Source organism: Ruminococcus sp. AF31-8BH (assembly GCF_003460605.1).
Taxonomy (GTDB): Bacteria; Bacillota; Clostridia; order Lachnospirales; family Lachnospiraceae; genus Blautia_A; species Blautia_A acetigignens.
On the sequence record NZ_QTVN01000006.1, the window covers coordinates 113,787 to 131,402 of the forward strand.

General features: G+C 47.1%; 16 protein-coding genes and 1 pseudogene. 5 read left to right on the top strand and 12 right to left on the bottom strand.

Translation table 11 applies throughout. The features are described from left to right. Window positions 1-28: 28 nt before the first annotated feature. The gene (locus DWZ38_RS23440; protein WP_347519355.1) at window positions 29-151 is read right to left on the bottom strand and encodes a DUF6783 domain-containing protein; all 123 of its coding nucleotides are present in this window, start codon (window positions 149-151) and stop codon (window positions 29-31) included. Between DWZ38_RS23440 and DWZ38_RS23445 the strand changes: the two are divergent. Beyond that, a pseudogene (locus DWZ38_RS23445) lies at window positions 110-214 on the top strand (DUF6783 domain-containing protein); the annotation flags it as partial. The gene DWZ38_RS23440 and the pseudogene DWZ38_RS23445 sit on opposite strands and share 42 nt — an antisense overlap. Here the strand turns inward: DWZ38_RS23445 and DWZ38_RS09285 are convergent. From DWZ38_RS09285 to DWZ38_RS09325, 9 genes are all read right to left on the bottom strand, one after another. Further along, window positions 201-1,814, bottom strand: a complete 1,614-nt coding sequence (locus DWZ38_RS09285) for a DUF1538 domain-containing protein (RefSeq protein ID WP_347519288.1) — start codon at window positions 1,812-1,814, stop codon at window positions 201-203. The pseudogene DWZ38_RS23445 and the gene DWZ38_RS09285 overlap by 14 nt on opposite strands. A 218-nt stretch (window positions 1,815-2,032) precedes the next feature. Next, entirely contained in the window at window positions 2,033-3,118 is a 1,086-nt protein-coding gene (gene mnmA, locus DWZ38_RS09290) for a tRNA 2-thiouridine(34) synthase MnmA (RefSeq protein ID WP_021924682.1), read from the bottom strand. Between the two features lie 159 nt (window positions 3,119-3,277). After that, complete coding sequence (locus tag DWZ38_RS09295; protein WP_117851966.1) at window positions 3,278-4,468, bottom strand: cysteine desulfurase family protein; 1,191 nt, start codon at window positions 4,466-4,468, stop codon at window positions 3,278-3,280. A gap of 87 nt (window positions 4,469-4,555) precedes the next feature. Further along, the gene (gene cls, locus DWZ38_RS09300; protein ID WP_117851969.1) at window positions 4,556-6,106 is read right to left on the bottom strand and encodes a cardiolipin synthase; all 1,551 of its coding nucleotides are present in this window, start codon (window positions 6,104-6,106) and stop codon (window positions 4,556-4,558) included. 63 nt (window positions 6,107-6,169) lie between these two features. After that, a complete protein-coding gene (rpsU, locus tag DWZ38_RS09305) occupies window positions 6,170-6,346 on the bottom strand; it encodes a 30S ribosomal protein S21 (protein ID WP_004222305.1) in 177 nt (58 codons plus the stop codon). A 182-nt stretch (window positions 6,347-6,528) separates the two neighbouring features. Continuing rightward, window positions 6,529-9,168, bottom strand: coding sequence for an alanine--tRNA ligase (gene alaS, locus DWZ38_RS09310; RefSeq protein WP_117851973.1), 2,640 nt, complete (start codon window positions 9,166-9,168; stop codon window positions 6,529-6,531). Between the two features lie 122 nt (window positions 9,169-9,290). Then, complete coding sequence (tyrS, locus tag DWZ38_RS09315; protein WP_117851978.1) at window positions 9,291-10,520, bottom strand: tyrosine--tRNA ligase; 1,230 nt, start codon at window positions 10,518-10,520, stop codon at window positions 9,291-9,293. Between the two features lie 436 nt (window positions 10,521-10,956). Next, window positions 10,957-12,762 (bottom strand): DNA mismatch repair protein MutS, encoded by a 1,806-nt coding sequence (locus DWZ38_RS22745; RefSeq protein ID WP_243000216.1) that lies wholly within the window; start codon window positions 12,760-12,762, stop codon window positions 10,957-10,959. A gap of 13 nt (window positions 12,763-12,775) precedes the next feature. Further along, entirely contained in the window at window positions 12,776-14,137 is a 1,362-nt protein-coding gene (locus tag DWZ38_RS09325; RefSeq protein ID WP_021924688.1) for a cell wall hydrolase, read from the bottom strand. A 289-nt stretch (window positions 14,138-14,426) separates the two neighbouring features. On the opposite strand from DWZ38_RS09325, the gene DWZ38_RS09330 reads away from it, so the two are divergent. Continuing rightward, window positions 14,427-14,717 carry a hypothetical protein gene (locus DWZ38_RS09330; RefSeq protein WP_021924689.1) on the top strand — a complete coding sequence of 97 codons (291 nt, stop codon included), beginning with the start codon at window positions 14,427-14,429 and terminating at the stop codon, window positions 14,715-14,717. Between the two features lie 143 nt (window positions 14,718-14,860). Here DWZ38_RS09330 and DWZ38_RS22220 read toward each other — a convergent pair whose 3' ends face one another. Continuing rightward, window positions 14,861-15,013 (bottom strand): hypothetical protein, encoded by a 153-nt coding sequence (locus DWZ38_RS22220; protein ID WP_173767532.1) that lies wholly within the window; start codon window positions 15,011-15,013, stop codon window positions 14,861-14,863. A gap of 25 nt (window positions 15,014-15,038) precedes the next feature. Between DWZ38_RS22220 and DWZ38_RS23450 the strand changes: the two genes are divergently transcribed. From DWZ38_RS23450 to DWZ38_RS09340, 3 genes are all read left to right on the top strand, one after another. Next, the gene (locus DWZ38_RS23450) at window positions 15,039-15,179 is read left to right on the top strand and encodes a DUF6783 domain-containing protein (protein WP_334298226.1); all 141 of its coding nucleotides are present in this window, start codon (window positions 15,039-15,041) and stop codon (window positions 15,177-15,179) included. A 32-nt stretch (window positions 15,180-15,211) separates the two neighbouring features. Then, window positions 15,212-15,574, top strand: coding sequence for a hypothetical protein (locus DWZ38_RS09335; protein ID WP_117851981.1), 363 nt, complete (start codon window positions 15,212-15,214; stop codon window positions 15,572-15,574). Between the two features lie 138 nt (window positions 15,575-15,712). Further along, entirely contained in the window at window positions 15,713-15,985 is a 273-nt protein-coding gene (locus DWZ38_RS09340) for a hypothetical protein (RefSeq protein ID WP_021924691.1), read from the top strand. A 182-nt stretch (window positions 15,986-16,167) separates the two neighbouring features. Here DWZ38_RS09340 and DWZ38_RS09345 read toward each other — a convergent pair whose 3' ends face one another. Beyond that, window positions 16,168-17,436, bottom strand: coding sequence for a competence/damage-inducible protein A (locus DWZ38_RS09345; RefSeq protein WP_117851984.1), 1,269 nt, complete (start codon window positions 17,434-17,436; stop codon window positions 16,168-16,170). Window positions 17,437-17,616 lie beyond the last annotated feature (180 nt).

The window sequence follows — 17,616 nt, forward strand, 5'->3', positions numbered from 1 at the left end:
TGCTTTCTTGGCTGTCGCCTCGGGCTTCCTAAAAAATGCTAAAGCGTGTTTGAAAAAGGCTTTCTGCAAGATGTGCGTCACAATTTGTGGAAAATTTTACCCGGATGAGAGCGTCGTAGCGGGCTACGTAGGCCGAATTCGGGTGAAATATACCGCAAAGTGGGGCGTGCAGATTGCGGGAATGATTTTTCAAACAGGCTCTAGAGCTCGATAATCTCCTCATCCCCAAGCTCGCCATACAGTTCCGCCACAGACTTCGGTACAGCCATGCCATCCGGCAGTGCCACTCTTTTCTCTTCTTTGCGCTTTTCCCCAAGCTCGCCGCCACGGATTCGGTAAACCAGCCCAAGCATCTGCAGCGTGATCAGCGGAGTCATGGCTACCATAGCCACCACGCCAAACGCGTCTGTCACAATATTTCCGCCTACTGCCTGGCAGGCTCCCTGAGCCAGGGGAAGCAAAAAGGTAGCGGTCATAGGACCGGAAGCAACTCCACCGGAGTCAAAGGCAATAGCTGTAAAAATTTTCGGAACAAACAGACTGAGAATTAAGGCCACTGCATATCCCGGCACCAGAAAATAAAACACGGAAATCCCGGTAAGTACGCGGAGTATGGAGATTCCCACAGAAACCGCTACGCCCACAGACAGGCTGATCTGAATGGATTTGCCGGAAATAGCCCCGTCTGTCAGCTCTTCCACCTGCTTCATCAGCACATAAACCGCAGGCTCCGCTTTTACAATGAAATATCCGATCACCATTCCAAGCGGCACTAGAATCCAGTTCCATGGCAGATTTCCAAGCACAGTTCCAAGATAATTTCCTGCAGGAATGAAGCCTACATTTGCTCCTGTGAGAAACAGCACAAGCCCTATATATGTATAGAACAAACCAAAAATAATCTTAAACAGCACATCCTTATTCAGTTTCAGGGACACCACCTGGAAAATCCCGAAAAATACAGTAATCGGGAAAAGAGACGCTGCAATCTCCTTAAAATATTTCGGAAGAGCTGACGCAAACAGTCGTCCCAGTTCCACAGAATTCTCCACCTCAGTGACCGCCTCTGAGGTAAAAATCCCCTCAGTATGATACACAAGCCCCAGGATCAAAACTGCCAGAATGGGACCTATGGAACACAGCGCTACAAGTCCGAAGCTGTCATCCCCGGCATGCTTATCGTTACGGATGGCTGCGATACCAACACCCAGCGCCATAATAAAGGGAACGGTCATAGGTCCAGTGGTCACCCCGCCGGAATCAAAGGCCACTGCCAGAAAATTTTCCGGAACGAACATTGCAATGACAAAAACCAGAATATAAAAACAGAATAACAACGGCGGCAGCGCGATTCCAAACAGAATACGAAGCAATGCCACAACAAGAAATGCGCCAACTCCTAATGCCACTGATAAGATCAGCACCATATTCGGCACAGAGGAAACCTGTTCTGCAAGAACCTGCAGATCGGGTTCAGAAATCGTAATAATAAAACCAAGAACAAAACCAAGAATTACAATAAAGCCTAATTTCTTCGTGCGAAGCATACTGCCTCCCACATGCTCTCCCATAGGGGTCATGGACATTTCCGCGCCCATGGAGAAAAAGATCATGCCGATGATCACCAGCACCGATCCAATGAGAAATTCCACCAGAATACTGGGCGAGAGGGCCGCTATGGTAAACCCAAGCGCCAGAACGATCAGTACAATGGGCAGTACTGCGCTGATGGATTCCTTTGCCTTTTCTTTTGCATTTTCCTTTAGTACGGACGGATGCGTCCCGAACCTTCCAATTAATTTTCTTTTTTCCACATATACCTCCAATTCTTTATGCTCTGCTGCGGCTGATATGGATTATAGTACCATTTTTCCATAGGGTTCGTCATCTATAAATTAAAGATATATTCTTAACTTTTTATAAACAAAAACAGCCAGGGAAAAAATATAGTTTTATTCTATACTTCCCTGACTGTTATAATATTTCAATTCAGAACTGTTCCGTACTTTCACAGTTACTTTCGTTCTATTTTTCAGCCCACAATCACACCGCCGCCGATGACAACGTCTCCATCATACAAAACGGCAGCCTGTCCTTTGGTGATGGCTCTCTGGGATTCGTCAAAAATGATGTGCACTGTTTTTTCTCCGGTGACTTTTACGGTTGCCCACTGCTCCTTCTGACGGTAGCGCACCTTGGCTTTGGCACGGAACTCTGCCGGGGGATTGTCAAAAGCGATGAAATTAAAGTCCTCCACATCCAGTTCCCGATGGAACAGATCCTCATTGTCACCAAGAATTACCCGGTTCTCTGCCGGGCAGATCTTTGTCACATAAACCGGCTTGCCAGCTGCAATGCCAAGACCTTTCCGCTGTCCCACGGTGTAGCCGATGATTCCTTTATGTTTGCCAAGAACGTTGCCGTCCTTGTCTGTAAAATCTCCTGCTGGATAGTCCTTACCTGTAAATCTGCGGATAAATCCTGCATAATCCCCATCTGGAACAAAGCAGATATCCTGGCTGTCCGGCTTATCTGCATTGAAGAAATTCTGCTCATCTGCAATCATACGGGTCTGGTGCTTGTTCATATCCCCAAGCGGGAACATGGTATGTGCCAGCTGCTCCTGGGTCAGAGAGTAGAGCACATAGCTCTGGTCCTTGGCCGGGTCTGCGGCTTTTTTCAGAAGGTATCTGCCATCCTCACGCTGCTCGATTCTTGCATAATGGCCAGTCACAACATAGTGGCAGCCAAGCTCCTCTGCACGGTGATACAGGCTGTCGAATTTCAGATAGCGGTTGCAGTCAATACAGGGGTTTGGAGTTGCACCATTTTCATAAGCAGCTACAAACCGGTCCATGACCTGTTTCTTGAAATCTGCAGTAAAGTTAAAAACATAATAAGGGATTCCCAGATTGTGGGCTACGCTTCTTGCATCCTCCACATCATCTAAGGAACAGCAGCTTTTTTTGCGGCTGACGCCTGCATCCTCATTCTGGAAAAGCTTCATGGTCACGCCAATGCAGTCGTATCCATGCTCTTTCATCAGGTAAGCGGCTACGGAAGAATCCACGCCGCCGCTCATAGCGATCAGTGCCTTTTTCATGTTGTCTGACTCCATATATTTATACCTCGCGAATATTATTCTAAACGGGCGATTGCCCTGCTTGCTCCTACGTTTTAGTCTGAACCATATCCATGAATTCGCCTATACAAGCATAGTTCGTCTCCAGTTGCTGGCCAGGACTTTTACAGTTTACGTTTTGTATCATACACGTTTTTACAGCTCAAATTCCCGACTGCCTTTTACTTTCTCCTGCCAGTCAGCAGACATTCTCCGCAGATGCTCTACCACCTGTGGAATCACCTCCAGCATGTAATCCACTTCTTCTTCTGTATTAGATGCATCCAGGCTCAGCCTTAAGGATCCCTGGGCAATTTCCGGGGATCTTCCCAGTGCCAGCAGCACATGGCTCGGGTCCAACGCCCCCGAAGCGCACGCAGAGCCCGAGGAAGCACAAATACCCTTACTATCCAGAAGAAGGAGAAGACTTTCTCCGGAAACTCCCTCAAAACAGAAATTCACATTCCCCGGAAGCCGGTTTCCTGCCGGACCGTTTAAAATACAGTGCGGAATCTTGGAAAGCCCCTGGATCAGCCGATCCCGCATAGCAGAAATCTTCCGCGCATTTTCCTCCATCAGAACGCATTCTTCTTTCAGCGCAGCTGCCATTCCCATGATTGCCGGAACGTTCTCCGTACCCGGACGTTTTCCCCGTTCCTGACCGCCGCCCTCCATAAGACTGCAAAGCTCCATTCCTCTTCTGGCATACAATACGCCAATTCCCCTGGGGCCATGAAACTTATGTGCCGAAAGAGACAAAAGATCAATATTTTGTTTTTTCACATTCACAGGTATATGTCCAACAGCCTGCACAGCATCTGTATGAAAAAGTACTCCATGGGCACGGCACACTTCACCGATTTTAGCAATAGGAAGAATAGATCCAATCTCATTATTGGCAAACATTGTAGTAACAAGGCATGTATCCGGACGAATTGCCGCCTGTACCTGTTCTGCCGTAATATTTCCTTCCTCACCTGCATCCAGAAGCTCAACCTCAAATCCCTGCTCTTTCAGCTTTCTTAATGTGTAAAGCACTGCATGATGCTCAAACGCAGTAGAAATAATATGCTTCTTATTCTGCTTCTCACCAAGCATAGCCGCAGATATAATTGCCTGATTGTCAGATTCCGTTCCGCCTGATGTAAAATAAATCTCTTTTGGCGTACATCCAAGACAGCGTGCAATCTGCTCTCTTGCAGTCTGCAGTGCATCATTTGCTTCCATACCGATCTGGTGAAGACTGGATGGATTCCCGTAAGTATTTTCCATTGAGGAAACCATAGCCTCCATAGCCTTATGGCTTATTTTAGTTGTTGCCGCATTGTCTGCATATATTCTGTCCATATCTCAAAATCCTCTATTAATTAGAAACCCATTTTTTCTTATAAAACGGACATGTTGGCTGCCATCTGGGACTTTCACAGTAATCATTTACAACATAGGCGCAAACAATCTCAGTATGCTCTGCATTGCCCGCACTGCAATATTTCTGCCTCTGCAGAATTCCAGTGTCACTGGATTGCAGTAATCCAGGGTATCTGTAAAGTCTTTTTTAATGTCCCCGATCACCTTGTTGCAGTAAATCCACACTCCATCCTCAAAGTGAAGATAAAGGCTGCGGTAATCCAGGTTAATCGTTCCCACCACGCCAATCTCATCATCGCACACAAAGGACTTTGCATGAAGAAATCCCGGCTGATACTCATAAATCTTTACCCCAGCCTCAAGCAGCTGCTCATAGTAAGACTGGGTAAGAAGAAATACCAGCTTCTTGTCCGGAATTCCCGGTGTCATCAGACGCACATCCACACCGCTCTTCGCCGCAAGGCAAAGGGCAGTCATCATCTCATTGTCGATAACCAGATAGGGCGTACAGATGTACACATAATCTCTGGCACGATTGATGATGTTCAGATAAACATTCTCACCCACTGTCTCATTGTCCAAAGGGGAATCGCAGAAAGGCTGGATAAATCCATCCCCCTCAAAAGCCTCCGGGTGCCATACATGGGGCAGATATTCCTCCAAGCTGCTGTCCTGGCGATTATTGGTTACCACATTCCACATGTGAAGGAACATGGCGGTCATATTCCAGACTGCCTCGCCTTTCAGCATGACAGCTGTATCTTTCCAGTGGCCGAAGCGCTCCTTCTGGTTAATGTACTCATCTGCCAGGTTCACCCCGCCTGTAAATCCCACGTAACCGTCAATGATACAGAATTTCCTGTGGTCACGGTTGTTCTGGATAATGTTCAGAATCGGACGGAAAGGATTGAACACCTGACACTTGATGCCCTTCGCCCGCATGGTTTCATAATATTTATGAGGAAGTGTGGTAAGACAGCCCATGTCATCATAGATCAGACGGACGTCCAGCCCTTCCTTAACTTTCTTCTCCAGAATATCCAGAATGGTTCTCCACATGACCCCATCATGGATAATAAAATATTCAATAAAAATGTAATGCTGCGCCTGCTCCAGTTCCTTCACAAGAACCGGGAACATATCGTCTCCCACCTGGAAATATTCCGCTGTGGTGTTTCCATGGGCAGGATAGCCGGAATTCCGATATATATAGTCCGACTGATTGCAGGCAGAGGCATCTTCCATTCTTAGCTGTTCATGAAGGTCAGGTTCTGTCTGCAAAAGATTGCTGGATTTCGCCAGCATATCATTAAACCGCTCCTGCATATAAGCCGCAATTCTGGAACGTCCAAATACCAGATAAAGAACAAGGCCAAATACAGGCAGGCACAAAATCAGCATGGTCCAGGCCAGTTTATACGAGGGATTGATCTTTCGGTTTACAATCACCAGAACCACAAGAATACTGATTGCATCCAACGCGATAGACATATATCTGGAATAGCCTGCAAGGCGGAGAAAGATGGTCAGCAGCCAGCCAAGCTGTACTGCCATCGCAAATACCACATAAAAAATCCGGTTAAACAGAAGCTTGGCAATTTTCTTCAGAATCATCATAAGTCTTTCTTTCCCTCATTTAAAAATCCCTGACTGAATGCAGCCAGGGATTTTTGCGCACAATTAATTATATTTACGTTTTCTTGCGGCTTCAGATTTTTTCTTACGACGAACGCTTGGTTTCTCGTAATGCTCTCTTTTGCGGATTTCCTGCTGGATACCTGCTTTTGCGCAGCTTCTCTTGAATCTGCGAAGAGCGCTATCTAAAGTCTCGTTTTCTTTTACGATAACGTTTGACATAGACTCACACCTAACCTCCCTCCAGTTGTAGATTGTGCTAAAATACAACTGTCTGGGTATTTTTCTTGCACGAACATTATTATATATCATACAGTCGGGGTTCGTCAACAACTTTTGGTTTAATTTTACAAAAAATTTTGACGAATTTCCCGCAGGCCAGGGTGCAGTTATGAACAGATCTTCTAGTGAAGCTGTCCTTCCAGGATTCCGGCAACTGCTGCAATGGCTTCATCTGCTTTTTCCGGATTCTTTCCGCCGGCCTGAGCCATGTTCGGACGGCCGCCGCCGCCACCGCCAACGATAGCTGCCACTGCCTTGATCAGGTTGCCCGCATGTGCTCCTGCTTTCTGTGCGGAATCCGTAGCCATTGCAAGAAGGCTTACCTTGCCCTCGTTCACTGCTGCAAGAACTACAACGCCCTCACCAAGCTTCTCTTTAAGCTGGTCACCAAGATCACGAAGTCCGTTCATGTCAACGCCCTCTACCTTGGCAGCAAGAAGCTTCACGCCTTTTACTTCCACAACCTGGTTCATAACATCCCCAAGAGATCCCTGAGCCAGCTTGCTCTTCAGAGACTCGTTCTCGCTTGCAAGAGCTTTCATCTCACCCTGAAGGTGTGCAATCTTCTCAACCATCTCAGAAGGAGTGGTCTTCAGAGCCTTAGCAGCCTCGTGAAGAAGTGCTTCCTGTTTCTTATAGTATTCCAGAACGCCGTTGCCAGTCAGTGCCTCAATACGGCGCACGCCTGCAGCGATACCGGACTCAGATACGATCTTGAACAGCATAATGGAGCTTGTGTTTGCAACGTGGGTACCGCCGCAAAGTTCTTTGGAGAAATCGCCCATGGATACCACACGTACCTTCTGGGAATACTTCTCGCCGAACAGTGCCATAGCGCCGGATTTCTTTGCTTCCTCAACGCCCATGATGTCTGTGTGGACCTCAAGGCCAGCCTGGATCTGCTCATTTACGATTTTCTCTGTTTTCTCAATCTCCTCAGGTGTCATAGCTGTAAAGTGAGCGAAGTCAAAACGAAGTCTGTCCGCAGTTACCAGGGAACCTTTCTGCTCTACATGGGAACCAAGAACCTCTTTCAGGGCTTTCTGAAGAAGGTGTGTTGCACTGTGGTTCTTCTCGATGTCTTTTCTTGCGGCAACGTTTACTTTCAGGGAAACAGTCTCACCCTTGGAGATCATGCCGGATTCCATATGTCCTACATGGCCGAATTTGCCGCCGCGAAGCTTGATGGTATCTTCCACAACAAATTTGCCGTTTGCAGTCTCGATCACACCGGTATCTCCAACCTGTCCGCCCATGGTAGCGTAGAAAGGTGTTTTCTCTACGAAAATGGTGCCTTTCTGGCCTTCCATCAGGGAATCCACGATCTCATCCTCTGTTGTGAGAACAGTAACCGGGGACTCAAAGGAAAGGTGGTCATATCCAACAAACTCTGTGGTTACAGAGGTGTCGATCTGGTCATATACAGTTGCGTCAGCACCCATATAGTTGGTTACCTCACGGGAGGAACGTGCTTTCTCTCTCTGCTCATCCATAGCAGCCTTGAAGCCTTCCTCGTCGATCTCATAGCCTTTTTCCTCAAGGATCTCCTTGGTCAGGTCAAGAGGGAATCCGTAGGTGTCATATAATTTGAATGCGTTCTCGCCGGAAAGAGTCTTCTCTCCTGCTGCATTCATAGCTTCTTCCATATCTGCCAGGATGCGAAGTCCCTGGTCGATGGTCTTGCCAAACTGATTCTCCTCGTTGGTGAGAACGTTGAAGATGAACTCTTTCTTCTCTTCCAGTTCCGGATATCCGTCCTTAGAACCGCTGATCACTTCTGCACTTAAGGTTGCAAGGAAGTTGCCCTCGATTCCAAGAAGTCTTCCGTGTCTTGCTGCACGGCGGATCAGACGGCGAAGTACGTATCCTCTTCCCTCATTGGTCGGCATGATTCCATCGGAAATCATGAATGTAGCGGAACGGATATGGTCTGTGATCAGACGGATGGAAACGTCATCCTCATGGTGTACGCCGTATTCCTTGCCGGAAATCTTGCTTACCAGGTTACGAAGGGAACAGATGGTGTCTACATCGAAAATAGAATCTACGTCCTGGACAACAACTGCCAGACGCTCAAGTCCCATACCGGTATCAATGTTCTTCTGCTTCAGGGTTGTGTAGTTACCGTTTCCGTCATTCTCAAACTGGGTAAATACGTTGTTCCATACTTCCATGTAACGGTCGCAGTCGCATCCTACTGTACATCCTGGCTTGCCGCAGCCGTATTTCTCTCCGCGGTCATAGTAGATCTCTGAACATGGACCGCATGGACCTGCGCCATGCTCCCAGAAGTTGTCCTCTTTGCCGAATTTGAAAATACGCTCTGCCGGAATTCCGATTTCTTTGTTCCAGATATCGAAAGCCTCGTCATCCTCAAGGTATACAGACGGGTAAAGACGGTTCGGATCCAGTCCAACTACCTCTGTTAAAAATTCCCAGGACCAGTGGATAGCTTCTCTCTTAAAGTAATCTCCAAAAGAGAAGTTTCCAAGCATCTCGAAGAAGGTACCGTGACGTGCTGTCTTACCTACATTCTCGATATCGCCTGTACGGATACATTTCTGACAGGTACTTACTCTTGTACGCGGTGGTTTCTCTGCTCCTGTGAAATATGGTTTCAGTGGTGTCATTCCTGCGTTGATCAGCAGGATGCTTTTATCGCCCTGTGGAACCAATGGAAAGCTTTTCAGTACAAGATGTCCCTTGCTCTCCATGAAATCCAGAAACATTTTTCGAAGTTCGTTTACTCCGTATTTCTTCATTTCAAATCTCCTCCTACGCAATAAAGAAGTGCATTTCCTCTTTGGGTGCAGAAGCCGCAGCTGCTGCACCGGAAATGCTTGCATAGTCTATATGATATCATAGATCTTTATTACGGTCAAAATTATTTTGTAAATACTTTATTGAATTTCTTCTTTCCTCTCTTGAGGACAACGCCGTCACCTGTAAGGGCATCCTTGGAAAGTACATGCTTGATGTCCATTACTTTCTCGCCGTCTACAGAAACGCCGCCCTGCTCGATGGCTCTTCTTCCCTCGGAACGGGTGGTTACCAGTGCGGATTTTACAAGAAGGCTGATCAGGTCGATGTTTCCTTCCTCATCAAAATCCTCTGCTGCAAGCTCAGTAGTTGGCATATGCTCTGTGTCTGCTCCGCCTGCGAAAAGGGCCTTTGCCCCTGCTTCTGCTTTCTTTGCTTCCTCAGTTCCGTGAACAAGCTCGGTCAGCTGGAATGCAAGGATCTCTTTTGCCTTATTCAGCTGGCTGCCTTCCCATTTCTCCATCTCCTGGATTTCTTCTAACGGAAGGAAAGTAAGAAGCTTCATGCATTTGATCACGTCTGCGTCATCTACATTTCTCCAGTACTGATAGAAATCAAATGGAGAGGTCTTATTCGGATCAAGCCATACAGCGCCGGACTGTGTTTTGCCCATCTTCTTGCCCTCAGAGTTCAGAAGAAGGGTGATGGTCATAGCGTATGCATCTTTGCCAAGCTTACGGCGGATCAGCTCTGTACCGCCGAGCATGTTGCTCCACTGGTCATCGCCTCCAAACTGCATGTTGCAGCCGTATTTCTGGTACAGCATGTAGAAATCGTAGCTCTGCATGATCATGTAATTGAATTCCAGGAAGCTTAAGCCTCTTTCCATACGCTGCTTGTAGCACTCAGCAGTCAGCATACGGTTGACGGAAAAGTGGGCGCCAACCTCGCGAAGAAGCTCTACATAGTTCAAATTCATCAGCCACTCTGCATTGTTTACCATGAGTGCCTTGCCATCGGAAAAATCAATAAAACGCTCCATCTGTTTCTTGAAGCAGTCGATATTGTGCTGGATGGTTTCCTTGGTCAGCATCTGACGCATATCGGTTCTTCCGGATGGGTCACCGATCATACCGGTTCCGCCTCCAAGAAGGGCGATTGGTCTGTTTCCTGCCATCTGAAGACGCTTCATCAGGCAAAGTGCCATAAAGTGTCCTACATGAAGGCTGTCTGCGGTAGGGTCAAATCCGATGTAGAAGGTAGCCTTACCGTTGTTTACCATTTCCTTAATCTCATCTTCGTCAGTTACCTGGGCGATCAGCCCTCTGGCTTTCAGTTCTTCCCAAACTGTCATGTTATTTTCCTCCTGAATAAAAAAATACCCGGTTCCTTTTGTCCCTTTAGGACGAGAACCGGGTCCCGCGTTACCACCTAAATTCACAGAAAGCTCGCACTTCCTGCCTCGATAAGTGACTGTATCAATCACCCCGGCATGATAACGTATGCCACTCCGTTGCAGCCTACTTGGTACGTTCCTGCATTCCTTTATCACAGGAAAACCGTTCGGTGCAAAGCTCCGGGATGTATTCGCCTGTATTCTTCTCTGGGGTTCTGCATGCGCCTCTCACCATCCGGCAGCTCTCTGTAAGCTCTTCCCAGGGCTACTTGTTCCCTTCAAAGCCTTTGTCTTTTAATACTTGCAAGTATACAAAGGCTGTCTGTTTTTGTCAAGGAATTTACCAGGATGCTTTCACAACTTAACGTATTACAGCAATTATAAAGATACTTTTTCAAACAGGCTTCAAGGACTCCCACACGCCTTTTTCTTCGAAATCTCTGGCTGCTTTCGCCGCACCTTCCACGATTCCCAGATCATACTCCAGCATATCCAGAAGCCGGATGGCATTTCTCGAGGTCGCCCGTCCTTTTTTCAGGATATAGGAAAATACCACTTCTTTTTCCTTTACTTCTTCCTCGAAATGATAGTTGTCATACAAGTCCTCTAAAATGTACGACAGCTCAATATCATGAGTTGCCGCAAAAGGAAGCACCCAGTTCTGATGAAGAGATGCCAGAATCTGGGAGGACGCCGCAATGCGCTCGATGGTATTGGTTCCCCGAAGTACCTCGTCAACGATGCAAAGAAGCGGCTCTGGCTTTTTGCTCTCATCCAAGATTCTTTTCAGGGATTTGATCTCCACAATGAAATAGCTCTCTCCGCTTTCCATATCATCCCGAAGAGCCATGGATGTCATCACCTTCAAAAAAGGTGCCCGGTAAGAAGAGCAGGTGCAGGTTCCAAGAGTCTGGGCCAGAATGCTGTTCATTGCCACATTTTTCAGGAAGGTGGACTTGCCGGATGCGTTGGAGCCAGTCACAAGGGTTCCGCCGGATACCTGGAAGCTGTTGGCAACCGCCTCTGTAAGTAAAGGATGGTAAAGGTCCTCCACCTGCATCTGGATCCGGGAAGCAGTCCAGGTATGTTCACCCGCCCTATTCTCCGAAATCCCGGTAGCTTTCCAGGTATCATGTGCTTTCTCTTGGAGCCTGGAACTTTCCTTTTTCTGATGTCCATCCACAAACTCCGGCCGGCACCACAGAGAAAGCATTTCCCGGAAAGAGGCAATGGAAATACAGGCGTCCAGTTCCCCAATATTGTCAATCAGCTTCATAATCGCTTCCGTTTTTCCCTGTACTTCTTTCAGCAGACTGTTGTACACCAGAATATCCACATGCGTCAGAAGCCGGACATACTCCATCACGATCTGGGAGGGATCCCCTCCGTCCGTATTTTTGCTAGTCAGGAAAAAGGACTTGCGGCTAAGTCCTGCAAAGGCCGCCTTCGCCTCCGCGATGGCTTCCATCTGCTCTTTTACCTCTGGCCATTTTACATTCTTCATCTCTTCCGCCACGGAAAGCATGCGAAGCAGATGGGTAAAACAGTCCAGATAGGCTTCAATCAGGCTTCTGTCATTTCCCGTATAATAAATGGTAATGTTCGCCACCATAAGCACCAGAAATATGAAAAATCCCACCAGCGGATTCAAAGGGAGAAGCACAGCCAGATCCAGCAGGATCAATGTCAGCATGAATACATGGATCCCTGTTTTCACCTTAGGAGAACTGTTTAAGGCCAGCACCGTATCGGACAGGGAACCCAGCCTTGTTTTTCCCACCTTGGAAAGATGCAGCTGCATTTCCTCCCGTTCCTTTGTATGAGAGGAAAAAAACTCCACCAGCTTTTCCCGTTCCTCCAGTTCTTCCCTGGAAAATACAGGACGCCGCATCATATCATAAAGCACATCTTCTCCCGGTGAGGAAACAGTCTGGTTCACCATTTTATACAGGCGGTCCATATCCAGATCATTCCAGGTAATGTCGTCTATAACAAAACCCTCTTTTTCTTTTCTGCGAAAATAATGGGAAATCTGCTCCAGGTCTCCTGCTTCATACTGTCTTTTGGAGGGCTTTCCCCAGTTTCTGCGGATCCGCTCCAGGGTGTTGTTTTTGATCTTCCGATTCTCATAAAAGATCCATAAAACAAATAGCAGGACTAAGCCTGCTATTGTCAGGATCGCGGATAAATAGGGATTCATCCTTTCTCCTCTCTTATACCCAGTCTACAAAGAATGTGTGATCCTTGTAAACTTCATATACAACCTTATCGAAATTTAAGGGCTGTTTCGCGAAAGCGGAATTCATCATGAAATACTTGTAGTTGAAATCCTTGGCCTTCATGCCGCTTACCTTGCGGGCGGTTCCTTTGAGCACGTAAGCATTGAAGCTGTCAAGAGCCTCTTGTGCTGCCTTGTAGGCACTTGCGCGGTCCTCAAACTGTCCGTTGAGACGTTTCTGAAGGGAACCGTTTGTGACTACGGAGTACTGTCCTTTCTGATAAACCACATAGCGAACGTCAGACGGGAAACCTGCATCCAGGGTTCTGTTCAGAACGGTAAGGGCAACTGCCTTCATGCCTGCAAGTCCCTGATCTCCTGCTTCTGTCTCGCACACAGCTGCCAGAATGTCAAGATTGGATTTTGCTCCATTTGCAATTCCGGTATGTGTATTAAACTGACTCAGAATGGTATAATTGCGTTTGTGCTTCTGGTCATACCATGTGAAAGTGCTGCCTGTGGTCGTACTGCTCTGTTTCTCTGTTGCCACTCCATTACTGTCAAAGACATAGGTCTTGCCGCTGATGGCAGCAGTGGTATTCATGTACATAACAGCGGAAGAAGTATTGAAATAATATTTCTTTCCGTTCAGGGTCAGCCAGCCGGTCTGAGCCTTACCGTTGCTTGGGTTAAAGTAATAATGTCTGGAACCTACATGTCCAAAGCCCTTCTCATAGCGCACGCCGCTTTTCTTGGAAAAATAATAGTAGCTTCCGCTTATTTTCTTCAGTCCGGTGTAGGCAATTCCGTTGCTTGTATTAAAATAATAGCTGTATTTGGTTTTGGAATCTTTATACCAGCCTGTTTTCATGGTACCATTGCTGTTAAAATAACGTTTCTGGCCTTTGGAATCTGTAAGCCAGCGACCTTTTATCATTGCGCCAGAACCACTGGTGAAATAATACTTCTTTTTGTTCAGGGTCAGCCAGCCGCGAACCATTCTTCCGTTGGAAGGATTAAAATACCTGGTAACGGTGGAACTTTTCAAAAATCCAGTGACCATTGCACCGGAGCCTCTGGTAAAATAGCGGACGTTTCTTCCTTTCGTATCTTTCTGCCAGCCCTTTAGCTGAACGCCCGTCTTGGCATCAAAATAATATTTCCTTCCTTTCAGGGTCAGCCAACCCTTGTGCTTGGCACCGCTTGATGTTATGTAATAGGTCTTGCCGTTTATGGTCTTAAATCCAGCTGTAGCAGCCTGTACATCCTTTGATGTCATTGGCATGGCAAGAAGAACCAGCAGAACCAAAAGCGCCAGTACAGAAAACCAGTTTCCTTTTTTACTCTCTCTTTTCATAACAGATGTCCTCTCCATTTCAATCACTCCCCATGAGCGTGCCTCCAATTTTCCCCCCGGAGCCGCACACTCTACCCCCAATGTGTGATTGGTAACTGTTCAATACCTTCACATTCACTGTGATTGTTACTTTCTGACAAATGAATGTGTCAATTTTGTTGCAAAGATTACAAAAATATTAAATTCATAATTATTATAGCTAATTTTTGTTTTTCTGTCAACTGCTTTGTCACACAGGAGCTGTCCCTTCCATATGATGAACTGTAAACATTTTCTGGAGGTTTCAGGCATGAGTGATTTAGCTGCAACAAACTGTGGCTGTGGTGAGGAAAGATCCGGATGCGGATGCAACAACGGATGTGGATGCGGCAATGACAATGGCTGCGGCTGCGGACTTTCCAACTGGGGAAATGGCTCCTGCGGATGCAACATTCTGTGGATCATTATTCTTCTTTGCGCATGCGGCGGAAACGGTTTCGGATGCAACAACGGATGCGGCAACGGAAATGGTGACTGCTGCTGGATCATCATTATCCTTCTGCTCCTTTGCGGCGGCTTAGGAAACGGATGCGGATGCTGATGTGACATTGCAAATCGGGACAGAGGCGCGGGGCCTCTGTCCCTTTTTCATAAGCGCTTCGGATTTTTTCCTGTTCTCCGCCGAAGCAATTTCAGCAATCGTTTTCTCTTTTATTTCATTTTTTCATTTTTCCTTCCAGGTTTTTACTGGTGCCGACCTGACATCCGGCCATTTTTCTTTCTCTGGTTTTCTTCATTCTCTTTGTCTTTCTGCTGGTTCTTTCTGCGGACGCATTCCAGATCCAGTTCGTAAATCGCGTTTCCATCTATGATCAGCTTTTCATTTTCTCTTCTCATGATCATCCCTCCTGGTATGCCACGAATGATTTTCAAACACGCGGGCTACGACAACCGAATTCGGGTGAAATATACCGCAAAGTGGGGCGTGCAGATTGCGGGAATGATTTTTCAAACACGCTCTAATATAACATATGTCAAAAGGCAGTTTCCCGACATATTTTAATAATAAAAACATAGATTAGAAAAGGGATTTTTATGGAGTCAGAATTTATTGCCCAGACTGCATTGGATCAGATGGTCGGAACAGACCAGGGTCAGCTTTTAAAAGCACTGATTCCTTATCTTCCGCCCAGGGAGCAGCAGCTTTTTTCCCTGTACGCCAAGGCAAAGGAATTTTCCAATGCTGTAAATCTTTTCGGAAGCCAGGCGCAGCCTATGCGCATGCAGGCGGTTTCCGCCTCACAGCCTGTAGACATTCTCAACGACCTGCGCAGATACTGCTTCGGAAATACCAGAAGAACTCTGGATCAGATTACAAATATGATGGCTATGGTAGAAATGATCAAGGTGATGAACAGTACTGTGCCAGAGGACAGCTGTGAAGAGGAGCGGCAGTAATTGCTGTCATTATAGGTCATATCCATGAATTCGCCTGCCCAAATATGTTTCATGGCTGCCGTCAGGAGAAATTGGATTAAGCAGGCCTAATCAACTGCCGTCCAGGATTTTTATCTCAGACAGAAAGGTGTGATTTTTTTGGAAGAAAACTGGCAGGACAATCCAAAGCTTGCGGGAATGGACAGAAGCAAGCTTGACATGCTTCAGCAGATGGCACAGCAGGGCGCAGGAAAATCCCCCTCCGACCTGCTTCCCTTCATTATGAACGCTGCTGCCAAAGGAAAAAGCGCAGGACTTCGCTTCAACCCCAACGAGATCAATACCATCATCGAAGTGCTGAAAATGGGAAAAAGCCCCCAGGAGCGGGCAAAATTGGATCAGGTGGTAAATCTGATGAAAATGATGCGATAAGGAAAAAGAGGGCCCTGGATTCTTTGTGAACCCCTGGTCCTCCTTTTTCATAAGCCATGTTTCCACAGCCCATTATTCCTCTGTGAAACTGCCGCCTATCGTCAGCCAGGCTCTATCCTTTGCGGTCTCTTCTGACTGTGTTGTTCCTCTACGAAGCTTCCGTTTATCGTCGGCATATCCCTTTAGTCATTTTTCTCGATGCCTTCCATGATGCATTCCCGAAGAAGCACCAGCGCACTTGCCACTGCCTGTTGGCGGATCTTGGTCCGGTTTCCGGTGAAATGGTATTCTCTGGTAATGGTCTGTCCATTGTAGCAGCAGCCCATAAACACAGTGCCAACCGGAGTCTCCTTGGTTCCGCCGTCAGGGCCTGCAAGCCCTGTAATGGAAAGGCAGATATCTGCATCTGAGTTTGCGCAGCCGCCTTTTGCCATCTCCTTGGCACACTTCGCGGAAACTGCACCTTCTGTCTTCAAAGTGGACTTCTTCACGCCCAGACATTTTCTCTTGGCACGGTTGCTGTAAGTAACAAAACCGTGAGTAAATACCTGAGACGCTCCTGGAACATTGACAATACGCGCCGCAATGGCACCGCCTGTGCAGGACTCCGCAAGAGACAGGGTCAGTCCCTGATCCCGCAGCATATCTACAACAGATTCCTCCAGGGTCTTCTCAGCTTCAAGGGCAAAAATATTTTTGCCAAAACGTCTTTTCAGTTCTCTTACCACCGGCTTGATCAGCTTTTTACATTCCTTCTCATCCTCACCCTTGGCTGTGATCCGAAGATGAACCTCTCCGGTTTTGGCATATGGAGCAAGGGTAGGATTGGTCTGTGCCTCGATCATATCCTGAATATCCGCAGCGACCTGACTCTCGCCGATTCCGCAGATCTTCACAACCTGGGAGCAGATGATCTCCGGCTGTTTCTTGCGAAGATAAGGGAAAACAGACTCCTCAAACATAGGGATCAGCTCATTGGGCGGTCCAGGAAGAAGGATAGCGGTTTTGCCATCTTTTTCAAGGATCAGTCCCGGTGCTGTACCGTTGTGGTTATCAATTACAAGAGCCCCCTTTGGTACCTGTGCCTGCTTGTAATTGTTGGTTGTGATCCGTCTGTCCGGGTGATTTTTCTCATATTCTTTCATGTAGCGCTCAATACGCTTGCGGGAATGCGGATCCTCCTCAAGGGGCAAACCCATCACCTCTGCGCAGACCTCTTTGGTCAGGTCATCCTCGGTAGGTCCAAGGCCGCCGGAAAGAATTACCACATCTGAGCGATCCAGAGCGGATGCAATCACGGCTTTCATTCTGTCATGATTGTCTCCCACCACTGTCTCATAATAAACAGACAGCCCAAGCTGCGCCATCTGCTCGGACAGATAGGCACTGTTGGTATTTACAATGTTGCCAAGCAATATTTCGGTTCCTACTGCTACAAGTTCTGCAATCATCTGTATCCCTCTTTTCTGATTGTGATTATTTCAAAAGCCGCTGATTTACTGGGTAAACTGCGGCTTTTTCATATCATCTTATGAATCTTGGGTTTCAAAGTTCTGTCATATAGATTAAAACAACAATATATTAGGCTTACAGCCTGTTTGAGAAAGGCTCTAGAGCCTGTTTGAAACACG